This window comes from Ruegeria sp. N7, from assembly GCF_056531345.1.
In genome coordinates, this window is sequence record NZ_JBQFLR010000018.1 from 43,353 (window position 1) to 64,657 (window position 21,305).

The 21,305-nt window shown below is 53.1% G+C and carries 17 protein-coding genes and 1 tRNA gene; 13 read left to right on the top strand and 5 right to left on the bottom strand.

Going from position 1 to position 21,305, the window contains the following annotated elements:
* Nucleotides 1–10 precede the first annotated feature (10 nt).
* The gene (gene rpmH, locus ACR0ES_RS16925) at nucleotides 11–145 is read right to left on the bottom strand and encodes a 50S ribosomal protein L34 (RefSeq protein ID WP_005980833.1); all 135 of its coding nucleotides are present in this window, start codon (nucleotides 143–145) and stop codon (nucleotides 11–13) included.
* A gap of 296 nt (nucleotides 146–441) precedes the next feature.
* Between rpmH and ACR0ES_RS16930 the strand changes: the two genes are divergently transcribed.
* The 4 genes from ACR0ES_RS16930 to ACR0ES_RS16945 all read left to right on the top strand — a co-directional run bounded on the left by ACR0ES_RS16930 (nucleotide 442) and on the right by ACR0ES_RS16945 (nucleotide 4,137).
* Nucleotides 442–1,173: a TVP38/TMEM64 family protein gene (locus ACR0ES_RS16930; RefSeq protein ID WP_480487299.1), complete on the top strand. Its 732-nt coding sequence runs from the start codon at nucleotides 442–444 to the stop codon at nucleotides 1,171–1,173.
* 3 nt (nucleotides 1,174–1,176) lie between these two features.
* Nucleotides 1,177–2,595, top strand: a complete 1,419-nt coding sequence (locus ACR0ES_RS16935; protein WP_480871368.1) for a dihydrolipoyl dehydrogenase family protein — start codon at nucleotides 1,177–1,179, stop codon at nucleotides 2,593–2,595.
* 18 nt (nucleotides 2,596–2,613) lie between these two features.
* A complete protein-coding gene (locus tag ACR0ES_RS16940; protein ID WP_480484751.1) occupies nucleotides 2,614–3,996 on the top strand; it encodes an ATP-binding protein in 1,383 nt (460 codons plus the stop codon).
* A 64-nt stretch (nucleotides 3,997–4,060) separates the two neighbouring features.
* Nucleotides 4,061–4,137: transfer RNA gene (locus ACR0ES_RS16945), tRNA-Arg, on the top strand.
* 591 nt (nucleotides 4,138–4,728) lie between these two features.
* On the opposite strand, the gene tcmP is transcribed toward ACR0ES_RS16945, so the two are convergent.
* Nucleotides 4,729–5,862, bottom strand: coding sequence for a three-Cys-motif partner protein TcmP (gene tcmP / locus ACR0ES_RS16950; protein ID WP_480871369.1), 1,134 nt, complete (start codon nucleotides 5,860–5,862; stop codon nucleotides 4,729–4,731).
* 30 nt (nucleotides 5,863–5,892) lie between these two features.
* Nucleotides 5,893–6,720, bottom strand: coding sequence for a DUF5131 family protein (locus ACR0ES_RS16955; protein WP_480871370.1), 828 nt, complete (start codon nucleotides 6,718–6,720; stop codon nucleotides 5,893–5,895).
* 213 nt (nucleotides 6,721–6,933) lie between these two features.
* Between ACR0ES_RS16955 and ACR0ES_RS16960 the strand changes: the two genes are divergently transcribed.
* Both ACR0ES_RS16960 and ACR0ES_RS16965 read left to right on the top strand, forming a co-directional pair.
* Nucleotides 6,934–9,066 (top strand): DEAD/DEAH box helicase, encoded by a 2,133-nt coding sequence (locus tag ACR0ES_RS16960; RefSeq protein ID WP_480871371.1) that lies wholly within the window; start codon nucleotides 6,934–6,936, stop codon nucleotides 9,064–9,066.
* Nucleotides 9,066–9,734 (top strand): DUF2290 domain-containing protein, encoded by a 669-nt coding sequence (locus ACR0ES_RS16965; RefSeq protein WP_480871372.1) that lies wholly within the window; start codon nucleotides 9,066–9,068, stop codon nucleotides 9,732–9,734. Before ACR0ES_RS16960 ends, ACR0ES_RS16965 begins: the two co-directional genes overlap by 1 nt.
* 175 nt (nucleotides 9,735–9,909) lie before the next feature.
* Here the strand turns inward: ACR0ES_RS16965 and ACR0ES_RS16970 are convergent, their stop codons facing one another.
* Entirely contained in the window at nucleotides 9,910–10,425 is a 516-nt protein-coding gene (locus ACR0ES_RS16970) for a hypothetical protein (RefSeq protein WP_480871373.1), read from the bottom strand.
* Nucleotides 10,426–10,636: 211 nt separating this feature from the next.
* Between ACR0ES_RS16970 and ACR0ES_RS16975 the strand changes: the two genes are divergently transcribed.
* From ACR0ES_RS16975 to ACR0ES_RS17005, 7 genes are all read left to right on the top strand, one after another.
* Nucleotides 10,637–10,861: a helix-turn-helix domain-containing protein gene (locus ACR0ES_RS16975; protein WP_480871374.1), complete on the top strand. Its 225-nt coding sequence runs from the start codon at nucleotides 10,637–10,639 to the stop codon at nucleotides 10,859–10,861.
* A 5-nt stretch (nucleotides 10,862–10,866) separates the two neighbouring features.
* Complete coding sequence (locus ACR0ES_RS16980) at nucleotides 10,867–11,817, top strand: Tn7 transposase TnsA N-terminal domain-containing protein (protein WP_480871375.1); 951 nt, start codon at nucleotides 10,867–10,869, stop codon at nucleotides 11,815–11,817.
* A complete protein-coding gene (locus ACR0ES_RS16985; RefSeq protein ID WP_480871376.1) occupies nucleotides 11,814–13,952 on the top strand; it encodes a transposase in 2,139 nt (712 codons plus the stop codon). The genes ACR0ES_RS16980 and ACR0ES_RS16985 overlap by 4 nt, the downstream gene beginning before the upstream one ends.
* Complete coding sequence (locus tag ACR0ES_RS16990; protein ID WP_480871377.1) at nucleotides 13,945–14,937, top strand: ATP-binding protein; 993 nt, start codon at nucleotides 13,945–13,947, stop codon at nucleotides 14,935–14,937. The genes ACR0ES_RS16985 and ACR0ES_RS16990 overlap by 8 nt, the downstream gene beginning before the upstream one ends.
* Nucleotides 14,934–16,751: a TniQ family protein gene (locus ACR0ES_RS16995; protein WP_480871378.1), complete on the top strand. Its 1,818-nt coding sequence runs from the start codon at nucleotides 14,934–14,936 to the stop codon at nucleotides 16,749–16,751. The genes ACR0ES_RS16990 and ACR0ES_RS16995 overlap by 4 nt, the downstream gene beginning before the upstream one ends.
* Nucleotides 16,752–16,961: 210 nt before the next feature.
* Nucleotides 16,962–17,774 carry a nucleotidyltransferase domain-containing protein gene (locus ACR0ES_RS17000; protein WP_480871379.1) on the top strand — a complete coding sequence of 271 codons (813 nt, stop codon included), beginning with the start codon at nucleotides 16,962–16,964 and terminating at the stop codon, nucleotides 17,772–17,774.
* Between the two features lie 254 nt (nucleotides 17,775–18,028).
* On the top strand, nucleotides 18,029–19,252 hold the full coding sequence (locus ACR0ES_RS17005) for a hypothetical protein (protein WP_480871380.1): 1,224 nt from the start codon (nucleotides 18,029–18,031) through the stop codon (nucleotides 19,250–19,252).
* Between the two features lie 425 nt (nucleotides 19,253–19,677).
* Here ACR0ES_RS17005 and ACR0ES_RS17010 read toward each other — a convergent pair whose 3' ends face one another.
* Nucleotides 19,678–21,222, bottom strand: coding sequence for a peroxidase family protein (locus ACR0ES_RS17010; protein ID WP_480871381.1), 1,545 nt, complete (start codon nucleotides 21,220–21,222; stop codon nucleotides 19,678–19,680).
* Between the last annotated feature and the right edge of the window lie 83 nt (nucleotides 21,223–21,305).

Sequence of the window (21,305 nt, forward strand, 5' to 3'; positions counted from 1 at the left end):
GTGGGCGGTTTTACGCGCTCAGCGATTTGCGGCCGCGGGCGCGGCGTGCGTTCAGGATCTTGCGGCCGGCTTTGGTGGCCATGCGCGCGCGGAAACCATGGCGGCGTTTGCGAACCAGGTTCGAAGGCTGATAGGTGCGTTTCATCGCTCCGTCTCCAATCTATAGCGGTCGGGTGCGGCGCGGATTCGCCTGGCCCTAGTGTTCGAAGCCCGTCCTCTACTGCCAAGCGAAGTGTAAGTCAAACCCCAACGGTCCGGTTTTCGCGGCTTTTGCAACAATTCTGTAAACCGGATGCAGAAAAGATTTCAAATCGGTCGATTATCGTCTGAAACTGTCACGTTCGCGGCCACATAGATCAAGGCCCCGTGAACCCCCTGTTGCCAAAAGCGCAAGCAGCGCATGTTGGGCGTAAGATGAAGCAAGAAGAACCGGAAGGCCAGATGTCCGAAACAAGCCACGCTCCACGAAACGGGTTGGCGCGTCATATCCCCTTGCTGGTGATTCTCGGTGTCGCCGCGGTGGGGTTTTTCACGCTGGGTGATTACCTGACATTCGAAACCCTGCGCGACAACCGCGAAGCGTTGCTGGCGTGGCGGGACGCAAACTATTGGGCCATGGTGGCCGGGTTCGTTGCCGTCTATATCGTAATCGTCGCGTTTTCGCTGCCCGGGGCTGCTGTCGCCTCGATGACAGGTGGGTTCCTGTTTGGACTGTTTGCCGGAACGGTGTTCAATGTATTTTCGGCCACTATTGGCGCATCGGCCATCTTTTTGGCTGCCCGCTGGGGGTTGGGCAATGCTTTGACGGCCCGGCTGGATGCTTCAAAGGGGACGATTGGGAAGCTGAAAGACAGGTTGCGCGAGAACGAAATCTCGGTGCTGTTCCTGCTGCGGCTTGTCCCGGTTGTGCCGTTCTTTGTGGCCAATCTGGTGCCTGCGCTGGTGGGCGTCAAATTTCGCAATTTTCTGATCACGACGGCGCTGGGCATTATTCCGGGTGGTATCGTTTACACCTGGATCGGCGTTGGGCTGGGCGGTGTGTTCGACCGTGGCGAAACACCGGACGTATCTTTGTTGTGGGAACCCTTCGTCATTGGCCCCATTGTCGGCTTGTGTGTGCTGGCTGCTTTGCCGATTGTCATCAAGTCCCTGCGTGGCGGAAAGGACGCCTGACCCATGCAACACCTCAAGACAGATATCCTGGTCATTGGGGCCGGGTCCGGTGGGTTATCGGTTGCGGCCGGTGCCAGCCAGATGGGTGCGAAGGTGATCCTTCTGGAAGGGCACAAGATGGGCGGCGACTGCCTGAACTTCGGCTGCGTCCCGTCGAAAGCGCTGATCGCAAGCGGCAAAGCGGCCTTTGGTCAGGCGCATTCCGCCGCGTTTGGCGTGGCCGATGTAAACCCTCAGATCGACTATGCGGCGGCGAAGGATCATGTGCGGGATGTGATTGCCCAGATCGAACCGATGGACAGCCAGGAACGCTTTGAAGGTTTGGGTGTCCAGGTGATCCGCGAATATGGCAGCTTTATCTCCCCGACCAAAGTGCAGGCCGGAGATCATGTCATCACCGCGCGCCGGATCGTGATTGCGACCGGGTCGTCGCCAATGGTTCCGCCAATCCCTGGTCTGGACACTGTATCTTATCAAACAAACGAAACAATCTTCGACCTGCGCGAGCGTCCGGAACACCTGCTGATCATTGGCGGTGGTCCTGTGGGTATGGAAATGGCGCAGGCTCATGTCCGGTTGGGCAGCAAGGTAACAGTCGTTGAAGGGCAGAGGGCGTTGGGCAAAGACGACCCCGAGGCCGCGTCCATTGTGCTGGAGGCTTTGCGCAGTGAAGGTGTCGTGATCCACGAAAACGCCGTGGTGGCCCAGATTCACGGAAAGGATGGCGTTGTGGAGGTCGTGACCGAGAACGGCGATATTCACCGGGGCTCTCACCTTTTGATCGCCGTAGGGCGCAAGGCCAATATCGAGCGTCTGAACCTGACTGCGGCGGGAATTGACCGCACCAGAACCGGAATCAAGACGGATGACAGCTTGCGGACGTCAAACCGCCGGGTCTATGCGATTGGCGATGTCGTGGGGGGGCTGCAATTCACCCATGTTGCCGGGTATCATGCGGGTATCATCATTCGATCCGCCTTGTTCGGCCTGCCCTCCAGGGCGAAAACGGCGCATATCCCGTGGGCAACGTTCACCGATCCTGAACTGGCACAGGTAGGTCTGACCGAAGCTCAGGCCCGCGACCGGCATGGCGACAGGCTGGAGGTTGCGCGCTTTGATTTTCACCACAATGACCGCGCTTTGGCCGAGCGCAAAACCAAAGGGTTCATCAAGGTCATGGTGGTGAAGGGCAGGCCCGTCGGCGCCACGATTGTGGGCCATCAGGCGGGCGAGTTGATAAACATGTGGTCGCTGGCTTTGGCCAATAATCTGAAGATGGGGCAGATAGCTGCTATGGTTTCACCCTATCCGACAATCGGAGAGCTTAACAAACGCGTTGCTGGCGCTTATTTCTCTCCAAGGCTGTTTGAGAATCAGACAGTTAAACGTGTGGTCAGGTTTGTTCAGCGTTGGATTCCCTGACCTGTAAAGGAGCGTAAATTGAACTCGCTGTCGGGCCGATTTCTGATCCTGACGACGGTCTTCGTTATGTTGGCCGAAATCCTGATCTTTGTCCCGTCGATTGCCCGGTTCCGCGAGGATTTCCTGCTGAACCGTCTGGAACGCGCTCAGATCGCATCGCTGGCTTTGTTGGCAGATGATATGCTGGCCGAAGATCTTGAGGCGGAATTGCTGGCGAATGCCGGTGTCTACAACGTTGTGTTGCGTCGGGATGAAGTCCGCCAACTCATGCTGTCGTCTCCGATTCCAGAGGCAATCACCAAAACATTTGATCTACGGGATGCCGGTCCATGGATTTTGATCCGGGATGCGGTGAGCCGGATATTTATACCTGAAAATGAAGTCATCCGTATCATTGGCGAGCCGGTCAAGGGCGCGGGGCTGCTGATCGAGGTCACCATCGACAGCGCCCCCCTGCGTATGGCGATGGTTGATTACGGCCTGCGCATTCTGGGGCTGTCCTTTGTCATCTCGATCATCACGGCGTCCTTACTGTTCCTTGCGGTGCGCGTGGTTCTTGTCCGGCCCATCAAAAGCGTGGTTGGATATATGCAGCGCTATGCCAGCGCACCCGAGGACGCGCGCGGCATCATCTCTCCGAATTCCAGAGTGACGGAATTGCGCGAGGCTGAAGAAGCGCTGAAGATGCTGCAAACGGAACTGACGCAGGCGCTCAAACAGCGCGAGCGGTTGGCGCAACTGGGTGGGGCGGTTGCAAAGGTCAGCCATGACCTGCGCAACATTCTGACATCGGCGCAGCTGTTCACGGACAGGATCGAATCCAGTGATGACCCGCTGGTCCGGCGAATGGCTCCGAAGTTGGTGAATTCGATCACCCGTGCTGTATCGCTGTGTGAAAGCACATTGGCATTCGGCCGTGCAGAAGAACCTGCGCCCACCTTGACGATGGTGCCCCTGCGGACAATTGCGGCTGATGTCGCCACCAGCGAACAGCTGGCGGTCGCAGGGGGCTGCGTCGAGATCGTGAACGAAGTGCCGGAAGATCTGATCGCCCGCGCCGACCCCGAGCAGTTGTTTCGTGTCATCATGAACCTCGTGCGTAACGCAAGACAGGCGTTGGAAGCCTCGGGTAAGCCGGGTCACATCACCATCGTCGGGTGTGAATATCAGGATGCCTGGTGTCTTGAAATTCGCGACACCGGGCCGGGTCTTCCGCCAAAAGCACGTGAAAACCTGTTCACACCGTTTCAGGGTGGGGTCCGCAAAGGAGGCTCTGGCCTGGGCCTTGCAATCTCACAGGAACTGGTGCGCGGGCATGGCGGTAACCTGACACTGAAGGAGACCGGACCCGATGGAACGATCTTTGAAATCAGGCTTCCGCGTGGAGACATGACTTTTTGATTTTTTTTTGAAGAATCGGCTTGCACGTCTTTGACCACAGGTCTAAACAGCGCCTCACCAACGCGGACCGATAGCTCAGCTGGATAGAGTACTTGACTACGAATCAAGGGGTCGGGGGTTCGAATCCTCCTCGGTCCGCCACTGGTTTCCTGTTGTCAGGCGACACATAGTTCTGCCACCAGCGACAGAACCTTTCCATTTTCGCCTCACATCCTTCATCCAGCACCTAGACCGGTTTCAATGATCCTGACTTCTCCATTGGGAAAATCAGGGCTGATTTGCAGATCAGACGCCGAAGGCGCCTGTTCCTGCTGATCTGCCTCGTGGCGAACGCGGATGGGGGCGAGGCAATGCTATTCGACAATAGTGGTGCGGCCCGCAGGCGTAGCCGAGGACACGGTGTTGTCTAATAGGGTTGCCCGAGGGGGAAGGCAGCGCCTTACCCCTGATGGCCAGAGGCGTTTGGCTTGTCCAAATCTAACTGGCCCCAAAACAGGTGCGGCGGAGCAGGCTGCGCCTTTACTATTTGCGCCAGAACGCGTTGTTATTCTAATGAACGGCGGAAAGTGTGAATTCGCCGCTCTGCAGCGAGAATCTTCAGAACCAGCCGAAGCGGCCTTCAACACCGGGTATCGTGATCGGTCCTGCTACCGGTCAAATCTCGAGGAACGCGAGGTTTAGCTGCGTTTACAAAGTAAAAACAGGTTAAATCGAACGCCACCATTCAATAACTTATTGATTAATTTTGATTAGATCCTTGTCACTTGGCTTGCGCTTTTGGCCAATCTTCCAATCGGCGGAGACTCTACCTTGAGATGTCAACTCGACCAGTATGTCCTTGAGTTCGGTTCGCCGCAAGTAGAGGCCCTGTTGTGCGAGAGCAGATAGTAGATCAAATTTCAGTCCACCTGGATTCTCTTCTAGCAGCGTGAGCACCTCGTCTGCTGCGCGCTGCAAGTGACTTTCACGTGTTCTTAGGTAAGGTCCCCTGACAAAGAGTTGCTCACCCATGCATCCAAATAGGTCATCTTCAGGCGGTTGTTTCTTGTTAAACCGTGCGCGATCATAGTCTGAAAGGGATTTGAACTCGGCTGTCCGCATAGTCTCCATGCCCATTGGATGGTTTGTCGCAAATGCTAAGTTAAAGTGGATTTGCTCCTTGTCTGGGTTGTGAATCGGTGAGAAGCCAGCAAAACGATAGCCCAAATCGCCGCGCAACATCTTCAGGTATTCTGCTTCTACGTCTTCGATGTCAGCGCCCATATCTAGAAGATACTGAGCACGTTTTGCTCCTACGAGCCCTACAAGAGCCGCTTCTTTGTCCGCATGATCGCCTGAAACAAACCGCTCCATAAACGAGCGCATGAAGTTTACAATGATTTCGCTGGATCTATTGCCAAACAACTTTAGAGCGGCTGGAGGGAAACCTGTGTAGCCTGTAGGATCAACAAATAGCAGTTGAAATGTATTGTTGGCGGCTTTTCGGATCGCAGCCGCATTCTCGGAGAACTCTCCCTGAAACGTCTTAACTTCGATTAAAGGGAACGCGCCGCGAGACCGTTTGATGTAATTCTCAAGACGAGCGTAGGTCTTGGAGTCTTTCTCATTAAAGATGCATCTGATTTGAGGAGAATGCGGCGAATGTCCACGCGCCTCGGCGACATTCGAGAGGGTGCGAAGGGATATCCCAATTGAAGTGTCCGACAAGTTCTCTGTGTCGGAGTTTTTCCATGGGCCAGAAAAACCATCTATGAAATCGATGCTTTTCCATTTCGATAGTATCTTATTGGAAAATGGCTCCAAATATCTCTGTAGGATATCATGCTTCGCGCGGCTTTGTTCGCGCCCGTCATACAAATTAGGCAAACTGAATCCTTTTGACTCTACCAAAAGTAGTTAGACAGACCGCCGCACTCTCGGCAAGCCATCATATTGATGGCCATCCAATGTTCGGCCAGCGGCCTTTTTTCCTACGCGGAACATCTCGGTACCATCTTGCGCGCGCTTCATTCGACGCGCTGGAAGGTTCTCTCCCTGTCCTGGAGCCCAATCGCCCCATTGCTTAAAGTGGAAGGCAACTTCATTTTCCATGCACTGTGCATGAAGAGAACGGAACCACTCGGGTGAAGCCGGTCGCGCTTTCGGGCCGCTCTCACCGCCAGTGATCACCCAATCGATCGTTGTGCCGAGCCAAGGCTCGATCGAGAGCGGGCCAAGTAAAGGCTCGGCCGAGATAAAACGCACCTTAGCTGGAATTGCCTCAAGAAACGGTAGTAACTCTTCGGCACGGTGCTGCATCTCGATGGTAGTGCCAAGCCAAACGTTACTGGGCCATTCGCCTGTCCAACTCGTCATCCTGACGACGTTCTGAGGGCGCTTTGTAAGAAGTAACCAATCAAGGTGTGGGGTCTGCTCAATCATCTCAAAGAGGCGTAAGCGATGTGGAATCAGTTCATCACGGTCTTCAAAGACATCGGCCATCGAAGCGCAGAACACGCGTGGTCGCTCGTCTAATCCCTCTGACTCGCGGTTCCATTTGAATGGCTGTTTCCAGTGGTTTTCACTCATGACGCGTCGCTGAGGCTTCGGCCCCCAGACGTCCTGTCCGACGCGCTTTGCCCAAGTCTCTGCGTAGCAATGTTTGCAGGCCTCAGAGACTTTTGTGCAACCCCACCACGGGTTAAAGGTGTGGGTAGTCCACTCGATCTTGGAATTTGCACCCATGGAAACTCTCCATCAAATGACAATGTTCTCGCATGGTTCTTCCCCTTTGGGAAGCGTATTAGGCCTCTTCCCAGTTGCCATTTCGGAAAGAGTGGAGAAGACGAAGCTACAAAGAAAGTTGACTTCGATGATCAAAGTCTTGTTCGCGGTTTAAGGAACGGAGGATTGTTGTTACTGAGGTGCTGAAAACGTAAGAAATCGAAAGAAGATCGTATGGAAATCATCAGGGGGTCAGCGAGAAAACCTGTTTCGACCGACAGGCTTGTGGAGATTTTTGAAGACAGCTTCTCCGATCTAGAAGGTGTCCTATACGTTGGATATCCAGTGCTGTCGTCTTCTGATGAATCTGTATCCATTGATGCACTGTTGATCTCTAGGGATCATGGCGTGATTGCGATCAATCTTGTTGAAGGCAAGGATGCCGAGGGCTACGGCGAATTGCAGGACGATATTGCAAGCCTGCTGGATGCAAAATTCATGCAGCACAAAGCGTTGCGCAAAGGTCGGAAACTTTTGGCCATACCTGAGACGCTCACTTATGCACCTCTGCTTGATCCGGACGAGGATGATGACCTTCACAGGCTGGTAAATGACTCAAATATTGTCGATGCGATCAAATCCTTTGAATGGGCTGATCCACAGTTGTACGAGTCAGTTCTGTCCGTCATTCAGTCAATCTCTACAATTCGCAGGAACCGGCGTCGTCGAACCAATGTACGACCGGACTCGCATGGCGCGGCTCTTCAAGCTCTGGAAGACTCGATAGCAAATCTTGATGCACGACAGAGCAAGGCAGTTATTGAGACTGTCGAGGGTGTCCAACGTATACGGGGCCTTGCGGGATCGGGTAAGACTATCGTTCTGGCGCTAAAGGCTGCCTACCTTCATTCGCAAAACCCGGATTGGAAGATCGCGGTCACCTTCAATACTAGGTCGCTAAAAGAACAGTTCCTACGGTTGATTGAGACTTTTGTCGTCGAGCAAACGGGTGAGCAACCCAACGATAACATCAAGGTCATCAATGCATGGGGTGCCCCCGGGGGAGCAAGTCGCACAGGAGTATACTACCAGTTCTGTGTTGAAAACGGAGCCACCTACTACGACTTCCAGCAGGCCAAGAACAAATATGGCTACGGGAATGCGTTCTCTGGTGCAACGTCGTCAGCAATGTCTGAGGTGAAGACAATTACGCCAATGTACGACGCCATCCTAATCGATGAGGCACAGGACTTTGATCCGTCATTCTTGCAGTTGTGTTACCATTCGCTGACCGCTGAGAAACGATTGGTATACGCATATGACGAGCTGCAGTCATTGACCGACGCAAGTCTCCCCGCACCTGAAGAGATTTTTGGCGTCGATGCCCAAGGAAAGCCCCTTGTGACGTTTGATGGTTCAGTAGCCAGCCAAGATATCATCTTGGACAAGTGCTATCGCAATTCACGTCCAGTATTGGCATCGGCACATGCATTAGGGTTTGGCATATTTCGTGAACCAGACAAGAAGCTGGGTACTGGTCTAACCCAAATGTTTGATCGAGCAGAGCTTTGGACAGATGTGGGCTATGAGGTCCTTGATGGTCAACTTGAAGACGACCATAGGGTGAGGTTGGGTCGAACGAAGCTGGCAAGCCCAGACTTCCTAGAGAACCCTGGTGTGGTCGATGACTTGATTGTCTTTGGTCACTTCAACAACGCGAATGAGCAGGCTCAATGGATAGCAGATCAAATTATCAAAAACCTGACAAAGGACGAGCTTCGCCCAGAGGATATTATCGTTATCAACCCAGATCCTGTAAGCACCGCTAAACAGGTTGGACCGATCAGAAAGATCCTATTCGACAAAGGAATCCCTTCGCACCTCGCGGGCGTGGACACATCAGGAGATGTCTTTTTCAAGCCCGATGAAGGTTCCGTCGCATTCACTGGAATCTTCCGAGCAAAGGGTAACGAAGCCGGGATGGTCTACGTCATCAATGCTCAGGATTGCTACAGTTCGTTTGGCGAAATCGGAAAGGTCAGGAATCGGCTATTTACTGCGATGACCCGAAGTAAGGCTTGGGTGCGGGTCGTTGGGCACGGCGGAAATATGGAAGCACTCACAAGAGAATATCAAGCAATTGCAAAGAGCAACTATTGCCTAGACTTTGTCTATCCGAATGAGGAACTCAGGGCGCGACTTCGTGTCGTCAATCGGGATATGTCCGCAGAAGAAAAGCAAAAGGTGAAATCGGCCAAGCAAACCATGTCCTCCCTGGTTCAGCAACTTGCGGCGGGAGATGTTCAACTGGACGACTTACCGGAAGGGGACCTCCAGGCTCTTCGTGACCTGCTAGGCAAGCAGTGATGGCAGACATAAAATCTGTAGCGTCGGAAATCCGTGATTTGACCTCAAAGATGATTGAGGTTGGATTGTGCGTGGAGTCAAATTTCCCCAAGCAGGCAACCTACGCCTCAGACGATGGTGCTATCGACGAGGTTTCGATATCTGGGCTGGAAGAAGCGTCTGTCGCGCTTAGAAACAGGCCATACTCTGAGACATATGAAGTACTTCGGGAAAAACGTGCGTTCAATATGCGACTCATTGATGGCGCATTGATCCAATTTCGGTACCGTTTTCGGAAGGATGAACTAGTCAAACACGTACTCTCTTTTTACCCGTCGCCCGACCTGCTCGAATATCAAAATGATCCCGAAGTCTATGAAACCGATATACTTTTCGCCGAGGTTGTAATGAAGGATATTGTGACAACTCCGGTAAGGTTCGATTTCGATCTCGCTGCATTTGAAGACTATGTTCATCCGGCGTCACATTTCACGGTTGGTCAGTATCGGAACTGTCGGATACCAGTGATTGGGGCGTTGACCCCACACAGGTTCCTCAATTTTGTTCTTAGGGCATTCTACAATACACCTTACCATGAACTATGTTCGGAGTGGAAAAGTGGAGCGCCAGATTTCGCAGTAACTGTAACTGACCGCGAACGTTCCGATTTACACTGGAGTTTCGTGTGAACAACGTTCATTTTTCAACTCAGGGAGCTGATGTGCTGCCGAATTTGTGCGCTCTGTGAATGTCTGCAATGTGAGCTGCGATCGCAGCACTTGCCACCCATGTCGAGTGACGGCAAAGGGTCGGCCGTAACTAAATTGGATTTTCTAGAACGCCCCTGAGACGCATACGAAAAACCTACGGTGGCTGTGACGATTTTGAGAGTTTTCTCGGTCGACCTTTATAAACCACGATCAGGTTTTCGTCCTTAAGTAGATATAACGCCGTTTCCCACCGAATATCGAACGCTCGCGCCACCCTGTTGATTACTTGGGTCTCTGTCCAGATGCGGCGCAGCTTTTGTTTTGGCACTTTGGGCCTGCGAACACCGCGCTGCACCTCAAAGCCGCGTTCCCTAAAGAGTTTGGACAGCGTTGCAGGCTTCATCCCGTTTGCGTTGGCGATATCTGAACAGGTCTTTCCCCTTTCATACTGCCTATAGAGGCGCCGAACATAGTCGACGCCAAGCAAATCCAAGAGCCGTCGCACAACCAACGGGCTAATTCCGAGTCGCTCAGCAAATTCCTTATGGGTTTTACTTTGTTTAAGCAAAGCGAGGATTTTGCGGCGCAGGTACGGCTGCCATGCATAGGGCGTCTCTCTCAAGAAAATAGTCGGAACTCTGCCGCACTTTATTTCGACTACTGTGTTCAAGCCTTATCCAGTTTCTTCAAGGTCAGAGATCTTTGTTTGCATCCGTTGGCGCAAAGCCGTCGACGTTACAGCAGCTTAGCCGATCCACGCTGGACATTGCATTGAGTTTTTGAGGCACAAATACGTAAACATCAGAAATTAAACAATAAAAATGACACCTGCAAAGTCATTTGTTAAGTTTCGTTAACTGGAATCAGTCGGAACATTTGACATGACAGGGAATTTGATTGTCGATCTCGCGAAACATGAGCAGATCAAGTGTGACCTTCGGCTAAAAGGCAGTTCACTTGCAAAGCTGAGTCGGGACATCGGCCGTTCCATCAGCTCTGTGTCTACTGTGTCTCAAGGATACAGACGCTCCGATTACATCCAGAAGGCCATAGCAGAGAAGCTTGGGACAACACCCGAGGCTCTTTGGCCAGAACGTTATGAATAACGGAGGTGCCTGCAGATGAACTAAAAGCAAAAAAACCCAGGAAGAAAAAGAAGAAAAGGTTTCGTGAGCGCCAACCCAACGAAACCTTCTATTCTGTATCGATACGTAACCGATACACCTTCTTCCCCCGCCATGATCTCAAAGTCAACTGTTTCGTCGTCGCTATTGGCGATGGGATGGCTTGGCTTTGCCCTAGGAACACCAAAAGAAGGTGGAGAGGCACGATCGGCCCAAGCTGGCCGGCGCTCCAAATCACAGACATGAAAGATGAAGAGTTCACACTGACGGGCGAGATGTCGCCTGAGCCCAGCCGTGCGACACGGGGTATCCCCCGGAGATCGACGCATAGCTCCAGAGGCGGTGTTGTTATGCAATTGCCTGGGCAAAACCGCCCGAGGGTCGTTCAATTTGAAAGTAAGCTGGAACAGCAGGTACTGTTTTTGCTGCTGGCTAACCCTGAAGTCGCCAACGTTTGGGAGCAGCCGCAATTCATCAGCTACCGCGATCAATCAGGCACTCGGAAGACCCACTTCATAGACTTCTTGGCGGAGCTTAAAAACGGTCGCCGATTGGCTATAGCGGTGAAGCCGTGGAAGGTGGTGTTAAAGAAGAATTTCTTACGCGAGCTTCAGCAGATTCGCGCGGCGATGCGCAAGGATTTTGCCGATGACATTGTGTTAGTGACGGAGCGCGATTTCACCCGCGCAGAGGCCCTCAACGCACAACGTTTCGTTGAGTTCTCAAAGACGAGAAATTCGGAGCATCAGGCTCATCTCTTATCCATCATCTGTGACGTTTGTTTTCCAGTAACGGTCGACGAGCTTTGCCAGCTATTGGTGCTCGGTGGCGCAGGGTTCAGGAGCATTGTGATCGCGGTCTTCGAAGACGTTCTCACTGCCGACAGAAAGCACCTGATTGATCTCGACACTTTGCTTTCGAAGGGAGGTGCCGAATGAACCTGCCTTTCAGAGTGAGTGTTTTTGGCCGTCTGACTGTCGATGGCCGGAAGTACAAATTGGACCGGAAAACCGACTTTGGTTACCACTTCGAAGATTTTGATGAGACTGGCCGAAACCTATCTCTCACATTCGACGAATTTGCCGACATTCTTCAAAGGCCCGATGTGACCTTTGATCCCGGATATTTTCTGCCTGAACGCCAAGATGTGCGTATGAGTGCGGGTGTTGAAGCAATTGCAAGCCTGCCGGATGACGTGAGATCCGAAGTGGTATGGCGCTTCTGCTGGGTCGACGGGTTTTATCAGTTCGAGCGTGTTGATGAGGCAAAGCGGACAGATATCTCACTTCAGAGCGTCATTCCTTCCATCGAGGCCCATGTGAACAAACAGGCGCGGGCTGCCCAAAGCAATTGGCAGAACCCGAGGGCTGGAAAGAAAAACGTTTATCGGGACCCACCCAGTCCAAGAACCTTGAGAGAATGGGTGAAACGATACGAGAAAGCAGGCGGCTCTCCGCTCGGGTTGATCCCGGGTACACATAGGTCTGGCAACCGGACTGCGCGGTTCTGCCTCGAGGCTTCGAGATTGCTGGGCGAATGCCTCGAAGCCTATTTGACCCGGAAAAGGCTGACCAAGAAGAACGTCGCTGATGTGTGCCGAGACCGGTTTAAGGCCGTAAACGAGCAACGAATGGTGGAGGGCAAACCGGAACTCACAATTCCGTCGCGGCGCAAAGTTGAGCGCGCACTTTCTGAGCTTGATCCGTATTTCACATGCGTCCAAAGGCACGGCGTGGACTACGCCAATCGCAAGTTCGCGCTCTATGAGGAAGGTGTCACAGCCAGCTACCCAATGGAGCGTGTTGAGATAGATGAATGGTGCGTTGATCTAATCACGATACTTGCTGAAAGGGGTGCGCTGGATCACTTGAGTCCCGAAGAGCTCGCCAAGCTAGATCGTGGGCGTCGTTGGCTTTACCTCGCGATCGACTGTGCCACGCGATGTGTGGTGGGTATGAGACTGGCGGAAAAGCCGAATTGCCAAGACGCCATGGCTCTTTTGTCTGACATCACACGCGATAAAACGGACCTTGCGATAGCGGCTGGCTGCAAATCGACCTGGCATCACTACGGCGGGGTGAGTTCCCTGGTGACCGATCTTGGCGTTGCTTTTGTGGACGATGCGTTTCGAAGTGCGGTCTTTGATGCGCATGGGGTTGTTGAGACGCCTCGTGGCGGGCTACCGCGTTTGCGAGGGCGAGTGGAGCGCATCTTTCGAACCTTTGGGACGGCCTTGATGCCGCTTCTCGCCGGTCGCACATTTTCTGATCCTAAAGAGCGAGGAGACTATCCTTCGGAAGAGATGGCCTCTCTTTCAGATGATGTGTTGATGGAAATCCTCATCAGGTTCGTTGTGGACGTGTATCACAACATGCCGCACCGCGGGCTGAATGGCGAAACCCCCAATAATTGCTGGAAACGCCTCGCCGAGAAAATGGGTATTGTCCCTCAGCTCGCGGAAACCACCCGACGCAAAGCCTTTGGTGTGGGGTATCGCAGGCGTGTTTTTGGCAAAGGAGTGAGGCTGTTTGGCATCGACTACACCTGCCAGGCATTGCGTGAGTTTTATGTGCACGACCGCCGCCGTCACGTTCATATCAAAGTTGACCTGAACGATCTCGGATGGATCATGATTCAAATCGGGAAAAAGTGGTATGCGGCGCGCGCTCTGCAGAAGTGTTTTGACGCCGTGTCTTATGAACAGTGGGAAGCGACCGCGCGTCAGTTGCGGCTGAAATACAAGGCCGAGGCCGTGCTTCAGGAGAAGACTGTCTCTGACGCATTGCACGCCATCATCCAAAAGAACTCAGAAGAAGAGCGCCGGTTCGGGGCTGTCCTGAAGCGTCAGACACCGGCTGGGCTTAGACGAGCCAGGGAAGATCTGTTCCTTGGTTTGAGCATCGAAACGGATGATCCTGAAGGCTTTGACCTTCCGCCGGAGCCAGATCTATTCGGCCACGTCATCCCGTCATTGGACGAAGGAGAAGATACCACCGAGGTTACAGTTGATCAGGGGCAAAGCCCCACAGGGGATCGTCCCAGACCTTCGAAATGGAGGATTGAAAATGACTGATCTCCCTGACAATCCATCTGATGAGATCGACGTCCAGATAGCGCGTCTTCGAGACATGTTCGTTTCACATCAGGTGTTCCACGATCTCAAACTGGTTTTTGACCGTCATCTGCGCCAAAGACGAGCGGCTATCCGATTGGGTAGTCGCAGCGAGGCGCGCGGTATTGCTCTGATCGGGGCGTCTGGCAGTGGTAAATCCACCGCCGCAGACCGCTTGTTTGACAATCACACTGACCTGATCCTGCCAATGGCGGGTCAGGATGTGGCGGAGGTGATCCGGCTACTGGTGCCGTCGCCAGCGACGCTAAAGAATGTTGGTACGACGATCCTGTCCGGTCTGGGATATCCGCTCGCTCGGGACAAGTCGGTAGGCATCATCTGGACGCAGGTTCGTCAGTTCCTCCGAATGCGAAGGACCCTGTTTGTGCATCTGGACGAGGCTCAGGACCTCTATACCAGCAAAGGCGTCAAAACCCGCAATGACGTGGTGAACACCCTGAAGTCTCTGATGAACGATAAGGATTGGCCGGTTGGTCTCGTTCTGTCTGGCACGCCTGATCTGATCGAGATGATCAATTCGGATGTTCAGCTTAAAAGGCGCATAGATGTTGTGCACCTGGGTGCAGTGAGCTGGATATCCCATGAACCCGAAATCACAGAGATATTTGGCGAGTTCGTTGTGAAATCTGGTCTGATACCTTCCATCGAACTTCAACAGAGAGAGTTTCTCAAGCGGCTGGTCCATGCAGGTGGCAATGAGTTTGGATTGCTCATCGAAATGTGTCTGAGCGGGATAGAAGAGGCACTTTATGACGGTGATACCCAACTCCGTCTTGCACATTTTGCAGAGGCATTCCGGCGCAAGTCGGGGTGTATCCCTGCATTCAACCCGTTCCTTGCCCAAGACTACCTGAGCATTGATGTCAGAACCATCATGGGCTGGTTGGATCTCGATGACCCTTCGCCGGATGGAGGATTGTCATGACAGCACTACTTGCTCTGACCTTGTCTCATCATCACATGGAGACGCCTGCTTCCTATGTCGCCCGCCTGTCACGTCGCAATCGCAGTATTCCGAGGGAGTTCTGTTCAGATCTGGGTCTGAGATGGCCCCATATCTGCTCGGCCCATCCGGATCAGCTGGAGCGGCTGTCACAACTGGCTGGGGTGCCACTTGAAGCGTTGGAATTTGCGGCGGCCAGGTTGGTTGGCCCCTGTCGGTACCGCGTCGGGCATTCCTTTGCCACCACAGGTTCGTTCCGCAGGGCTACCACCCGAATCTGTCCGAGGTGTATTTTGGATGTCATTGATAGGTCGGGCCCTGAGAACGCGTTTCAACTTGTTGAGTGGTTGGTGCTTCCGATTGGGACTTGCGCAAAACACGGCGTTCCGCTGCTCCAGCTTCCCAACGCGTCATACGTACATCGCACCTATGATGTGGTTGAACAAGTGACGCGTCACCAAGATTTGATCTTTGAAGCCGCTCAAGACGCGACATCGCTTGGGCGATCCTCGTTTGAAACTTACCTGAGCCGTCGTATTGAGTTTGGGGTCGCCGGTGACTGGTTGGACTCGCTGGAGCTAACGCATCTTCATCAGGCTGCTCTGACATTAGGTATGGCGATTGCCATGGATCGCGGCGTTGGCCGCTCGGATTTGGACTTCGAACAAGAGCGTACTTCCTTGTCAGCTGGTTTCGAGGTTCTGAAGAGTGGGCCGGAAGCCCTGAAATCTGAGTTGGAGCGTGCCAGGCGCCGGTCTTCCGCCAAGCGGTCCTATTTCACGACAGATATGGGCGAATTCTACACCTGGCTTAAGGAAACTGAAGAGGACCCGGCGACAGCAGTCCTCAGGGCTTGTGTGCAGGATTTTGTGCGTGAAAACTATCCGCTGCAGACCGGCGCAAAAGTTCTGGGTACGGAAATCTCAGCGCCCAAACTCATCACGCTTGAACGCGCGAGGGAGCTACATGGGGTCGGCGAGGTTCGGGTGCGAGGTATTCTCGCCCATCTTCGCGGTATAAATGCGAGCGACCTGTCATACATGAAAGATGTCAGCCATGAGGATCTGGCTGCCGTGCTCGACTTCTGGTCTGGGTTGCAGAATACCAAATCCACCGCGGTCCAGCTGAATATCCATCCGGTCCATGTTAAGGCACTGATCCGGCATAATGTTCTGGAAGCCTATCGTTTTGGAACGTCTCTGCGCTATGTTCCATCGTCCTCGGTACAGACCTTGCTGACTAGGCTTGAAGGCCTGCGCATTGCCTCTCGGGCACGTCATAGGTTGCCCCTCTCGGAGTACAGCCGACAGAGCAGGGTGGCCCTGGCTCGCGTTGTCGCCGATTGGGCAGCAGGCCGACTGACCGGCGTTTGGAGAGATCCGGACGTAGAGGGGTTGGCTGGAATTCTTATAGACTGCGCTGAGATCTTGGAAAAATCGGAGCGCGTGTTTTCTGGTGATCTGTCGCTTCTGGATGCAGCGGCGCGCTTGAGAATTAGTGTCGGGTCGATCCGGCTCTTGCGGGATTGTGGATACCTTAAGCAGGTAAAGCTGCGAAACCCGGACACGCAGCATTATCGTTGCTACATCACTGAAGAGAGTATTCAGGCTTTTGAAAAACAATATGTAACGCTGGGCCAAATGGCAGAGCAGTTTGAGATCGCCGCGATCCATTTGGCTCCGGCACTTGATCGCAGAGAAGTTGAGACAATCCCCTGCGAGGCAGGGTTTATTCGTGCCTACCCGAACGAGACACGAGACGTGGTTCGGGAACTGGCGACCAGAGTAACGAGTTAATCTGACTTGATGGTCTCGACGGATATTTGAACCAGTGCGCGGCGGAGTTGGCCAGATACTCTACCGCGCATGCTCACCAATAATAGCAAGGTTTGGGACATGATAATGCCGCCTCCGATGGCCATAGTTCCGCGGTTGCTCCCCCAGGTCTTGTTGATAAAACAATGATGTACCGTTCCAGATGGCCGTCTTGATACTGCGAGAAACCCAATGAACCGTCTAACTTTCGCGTCCAGCGTTTCGCCTGAGATCGACCAGGTCATCCAATCTAAGCTCACCGCTTTGGAAGCGGATCATGATGTCCGAGTGCTGTTCGCCATTGAAAGCGGCAGCCGTGCATGGGGTTTCCCGTCTCCCGACAGTGACTACGATGTACGCTTCATCTATGTACATCGGCCAGACTGGTATCTGAGTATTGAACCCGGTCGCGATGTCATCGAACTGCCTCTTGAGGGCCATTGGGACATAAACGGGTGGGATATTCGCAAAGCGCTTGGTTTGTTGATCAAACCTAACCCCGTGATGTTGGAATGGTTGTCTAGCCCTATCAGGTACAGATGGAATGATGCGGCATGTGAAAGGCTGATTGCCTTCGCAGCCAAGACGACGTTCGGAGAATCCTGCCTGCACCACTATCGCAACCTGGCACAGAAACAGTGGGACAAGCATGTTGGTGAGAGCCAGGAGGTGAGTTTCAAGGCGTATTTCTACATACTGAGACCTGCCTTGGCGATCTCCTGGATCAGGCAGATACCCGACACGCCACCGCCAATGAACCTGCATGATCTCATTAAAGATCAGGACATGTCTCCCAACCTACTCGGGCATATTGACAGGCTTTTGGTGTCAAAAAGCAAAACCAAGGAAATGGGCCGTGGACAACGCATAGCGATCATTGACGATTTCATCCAAGATCAAATGGCGTGGGCATCCGATGTGAAAAAGAACGAAGATCGCCACGACCTTATGGCCGAGGGTAATAACTTGCTGCGGTTCATCGTTAAGGAATTTGCCAAGCCTTAGGATGCCATTGTCCAAGATCTATGAAATCGCAGTCATGACGAGAGACCAGTGCTATAACACCCGAACTGCGATGTGCAGGGGCTTTCTGCTATTGTCTTTTTTCCAAGAAATCAAAACCGGACCCTAGCACAGCGTGCGGTGAAGGTTCCAAACGAGCCCTAAACTAAATGATTTAGCGATGCAGTGAACAGCAGCTTTAATCCATCGCCCATATTCGATATTTTCCATATCAGAAAGCTGGCAAGAGGCGCACAATGTTCGAGCAACTTAATATCAATCTAGCCGATCAATGGGCCGACACCACGCTCGGCAACATAGTTGAATCCTCAATTTTCTATAGAAAAGTGCGGCTGACCACACCAGTCTCTCGGCTTTCAGACCTTCTTTCTGCTTCTCCAGAAGCTATTTCACTGATCACTCAACTTATTGATGATGGGCATCTCGAGGTGGAGATCGAACAGTTTCCGGCGGGGGAACTTGCGAACGATTTACGACTGTTGAGTGCGGAAGGCACTGACATCCTCAGGAAGCCACTCAAGACAGCAAATGGAGAAATGCCGTTTATAGAGGAGAAAGACATACGCGAAGTTATGGAAGAGGAATACAAGCTTGATTTTCGTCTCATCGATACGCTGAGCTTTCAAGCTTTGGCCAAATGGGGCAGTGAAAATGATCAGGAGACTTTCAGATCCGTGGAGCGGTTGTCCCAAAAACTACTAATTCCGAAAGTGAGTGATGAAGCGATAACCAGTAGACTGCAAAGATTGAGGGAAATACTCGAGTTCGGCAAGGACGGCCTCCTGCAAAGCCTCTTGGATACTGGCTTTGGTGCTGACGGCGAAATCATTCATATAACTGGCTACAAAGAAAAATATGGAATGAACTTTCCTGTGATTCGGACATCAAACCCGATCAATCCAGCCAGCCTTTTAGATGCGGTTAGCTTTGCAGGGTTTATGATGGACAATGCCAAGCGCACAGAGTTCGGAGATGTGTTTACGTCTGATCGGTTTAACGAGACGATGCACAATCTCTATGGAAGTGCGATCAGTCGTCTTACGGGTCAGTCACAAGTTGAGGTATTTCAATCGACGGTTTTGAATACAGCACCAATTAAAGAGCTATTTGACGATGGTGAAATCGATATGTCATCTCTCGCGCGCGCCCTAGAACGGAAAGAGGAATTGCTCAAATATACTGTCGACAAACCGGACGAAGTTAGCCTCACAAAGTGGTACTTCGAGCAGAAGAACAGTGATCCCCTTTCAGGCACAACTGCTCGAAAGGCCGTGAGATTTGGAGTGTTCTCCGGAGCAGGCATGGGATTGGATCTTCTGTTAACCGGCGGCCTGGGAACAGCCGCCGGGGTCACGCTAGGAATATTCGATAGTTTTTTCCTTGATCGGCTTGCTAATGCAGGTGGACCGAGTACTTTTGTGGATGGCCCTCTGAGAAAGTTGGTTCAACCAAGAACTTGAGCAAGGCGGCAACAGTTCTGTAAATACTTTTTTAGAAAGCGGCTATTATCATTGCTCAGGCGAATTGGCTCTTCGCCCACTAGGCAGCCTTTCGTACTTGTTCCATTGAACGGCCATCACTCAACCAGAGATCGCTTCACATAAAACCGCTTCAGCGATGTTCGCGGTTTGTTTTGGAGAGGTGTTTCAGCCAAAAGTTGTATGCGCGTGCCTCTGTATCGGGAAACACGCGCAGACTTTTGAGAAACCTGCCGGGCGTCTGGCGCGGCATGAGAGACCCCGACGGGTTCGCCGTCCTTCCCATCATCGCGCTTGATCCGCCCCACCGAGCGGCGTCTGCTTGCGACGAATTGGAAACCGAACCGGCGAGAGGGGTCGGTCTGGTCGTGTGTATGAACCGTCATCGTCGGCGCCCCGCTGCTCTGTCAAGTGGGCTGAGTCCGAACATCCCGAAGCGGATCGATAATCGGCTCGTGGGAGTCCATCCATAGCAAGATGTCGGAAATGGTGTTCAATGCCGTGGCTGCGCCAATGGCGTCGCGAGCCTCGTCCGGAGTCCAGTCGCCTTCTTCGCGGACGATTGACACACGCGAGGCAATGGTCATCGTCAGGAAAGTTTCGGCAACAATAATTGAACCCAACTCACCTAGTTGGTTGCCACCGGCAACGGCTGCTTCGAGCAGCAGGTACAGCCACAGCGGCGTGCGGTCGAATAGACCGAGGTTTTGCATTTCCGCCGCAAAGTCATCGTCGATGACCGCTCGCATTTCCTGTTCGGACAAGGTTTTGACGTTTGAAATCGATCTCGAGAGGTCCTGTCCAGCCATCATACCCCGCAATGAGCCTTTTCGCAGGTTCAGGCTGGCAAGATTGGTGAAGGGCAAGTTCGGATTGCCCGCTAGCTCGGGCAGGTCGCCCAGCACCGGTGCGATGTAGGGGTCCAGGGACTTGGCAAAGTTTAGCGGCGGCGTTTCTGCTGCGTCAATCTGGTCGAAAGTGATGCCGTCGAAGTCATAGAGACGCCGGAAGTCTGCGATCCAGTTGGTTGGAAGCGATGGAGCGCCGAAGAATGGATTGCTCCCGCCAGAGACTTCAGAGAAGGCGAAGAGTAGTTGCATTGTGCTATCAGGGAATTCAACATTCCATGAATATCGTTCGCGCACTTGGCTGTGCCCGTGCCGGTAGGCAGCGGTGGAAAACTCCAACGGCATGAACGGCTCTTCGCCTACGGTGGCCGTGAGGAAGCGGCGCTTGTGCTTGACGATGACGTCTTCGTGCACCTGTGGGTCAATGAAACGAGGCAGGAAATCGCGCAGCACCACATGCTGGTAGTGCCGGACTACTAGGTCCCGGGTCTGGGCGAAGAGCAGGTCGTTAGAAAGGCCGGGCTCTGCCGCAGCCAGAGTGTCGGCAACATGGTTGTGAAACTTCAGCCACATCAAATGGGTCTGAGCTACGGCCAGGTTCTCGTCGTTGCGTGGATCACCAATCAACGCGCGTCGCGCGGGCGGACCGTTAGTGTCCTCATTGGGAACCCGCGGTAGGTCGTATGGCAATGCGCGACGCAGAACGGGGTTGTCAGAGTTTGCGAGCGGTGTGGTTCTACCAATCTTGAATCGTGGCCCATCGAAGAGAGATAGGCCGAGATCGTTCGGTTCGGTGTAAAGTGAGTCCAGATCGAGATGTGGAGACCGAAATTGCTTCGTTGCCGTCTCGCCAACCGGCGTCAGCGGGTCGTCGTTGTGATTGTTTTGATCCTTAGTGGCATCAAATGATAGGTCATGATCAACGAACTGTCCAAAATAGGTGTAGCCCGCCGGAAGGTTACTATCCTGTCGCGACTGTTCAGGCATGGCGATCATTCTATCGCCGATCCGGGCACAGGTAGACAGCTTTAGAACCATCGCATGATTGTTGTCGAACGCTGGGAACATACGGCCGAACCTGTGGTGTGTATCGCGTTCGCTCATGCCGGTCTCGGCGCGATCGCCGCTATGTGTATTCCTATTCGCTTGCATCTCTGTCTCCTTCTTCTGGTCAGGCTAGGCTAAGA

Excerpts from the sequence above, each read along its gene's own strand:
- ACR0ES_RS16965 (WP_480871372.1), top strand. The coding sequence starts at position 9,066 with ATGGCAGACATAAAATCTGTAGCGTCGGAAATCCGTGATTTGACCTCA.
- ACR0ES_RS16985 (WP_480871376.1), top strand. The coding sequence starts at position 11,814 with ATGAACCTGCCTTTCAGAGTGAGTGTTTTTGGCCGTCTGACTGTCGAT.
- ACR0ES_RS17005 (WP_480871380.1), top strand. The coding sequence starts at position 18,029 with ATGTTCGAGCAACTTAATATCAATCTAGCCGATCAATGGGCCGACACC.
- ACR0ES_RS16955 (WP_480871370.1), bottom strand. The coding sequence starts at position 6,720 with ATGGGTGCAAATTCCAAGATCGAGTGGACTACCCACACCTTTAACCCG.
- ACR0ES_RS16975 (WP_480871374.1), top strand. The coding sequence starts at position 10,637 with ATGACAGGGAATTTGATTGTCGATCTCGCGAAACATGAGCAGATCAAG.
- ACR0ES_RS17000 (WP_480871379.1), top strand. The coding sequence starts at position 16,962 with ATGAACCGTCTAACTTTCGCGTCCAGCGTTTCGCCTGAGATCGACCAG.
- ACR0ES_RS16935 (WP_480871368.1), top strand. The coding sequence starts at position 1,177 with ATGCAACACCTCAAGACAGATATCCTGGTCATTGGGGCCGGGTCCGGT.
- ACR0ES_RS16990 (WP_480871377.1), top strand. The coding sequence starts at position 13,945 with ATGACTGATCTCCCTGACAATCCATCTGATGAGATCGACGTCCAGATA.
- ACR0ES_RS16960 (WP_480871371.1), top strand. The coding sequence starts at position 6,934 with ATGGAAATCATCAGGGGGTCAGCGAGAAAACCTGTTTCGACCGACAGG.
- ACR0ES_RS17010 (WP_480871381.1), bottom strand. The coding sequence starts at position 21,222 with ATGAGCGAACGCGATACACACCACAGGTTCGGCCGTATGTTCCCAGCG.
- ACR0ES_RS16930 (WP_480487299.1), top strand. The coding sequence starts at position 442 with ATGTCCGAAACAAGCCACGCTCCACGAAACGGGTTGGCGCGTCATATC.
- rpmH (WP_005980833.1), bottom strand. The coding sequence starts at position 145 with ATGAAACGCACCTATCAGCCTTCGAACCTGGTTCGCAAACGCCGCCAT.
- ACR0ES_RS16995 (WP_480871378.1), top strand. The coding sequence starts at position 14,934 with ATGACAGCACTACTTGCTCTGACCTTGTCTCATCATCACATGGAGACG.